The organism is Aeromonas simiae, assembly GCF_000820125.1.
Taxonomy (GTDB): domain Bacteria; phylum Pseudomonadota; class Gammaproteobacteria; order Enterobacterales; family Aeromonadaceae; genus Aeromonas; species Aeromonas simiae.
Map to the genome: position 1 here is coordinate 1 of NZ_CDBY01000080.1, position 520 is coordinate 520.

The 520-nt window shown below is 61.9% G+C and carries 1 protein-coding gene; it reads right to left on the reverse strand.

Annotation, left to right across the window (positions count from 1 at the left end; genetic code table 11):
• Window positions 1–408 (reverse strand): DEAD/DEAH box helicase family protein (locus BN1134_RS16455; RefSeq protein WP_042048546.1); only part of this gene is annotated, 408 nt, incomplete at its 3' end.
• Between the last annotated feature and the right edge of the window lie 112 nt (window positions 409–520).

Sequence of the window (520 nt, forward strand, 5' to 3'; positions counted from 1 at the left end):
CACATCGCGCCGCTCCAGCAGCGCCTTGGTGGCCGACAGGCGCATCTGCTCGATGTGATCGTTGATGCTGGCGTCCTTCTCGATGAAGGTATCGGTCGAAGGCACATAGGCCTCGGGCTGGTAGTAGTCGTAATACGAGACGAAATACTCCACCGCGTTGTCCGGGAAGAACTCTTTCATCTCCCCGTAGAGCTGCGCCGCCAGGGTCTTGTTGGGGGCCAAGATCATGGTGGGGCGCCCGAGATGGGCGATCACATTGGCCATGGTGAAGGTTTTGCCCGAGCCGGTCACCCCGAGCAGGGTCTGGTGCGCCAACCCGCTCTCGATGCCGTCGATAAGGCGTGCGATGGCCCCGGGCTGATCACCGGAGGGCTGAAACTGGCTGGAGAGGGAGAAGGTCTTGCTCATGGGATCTCCGGACTGCGATGACGAAGCGCAATAGTGTAACGCGTCCCTCTTTTTCTGCCTACGCCAGGCGGTGCCGTCCCCCCCATCCACCCCCGCCCAAACGACCTTGACC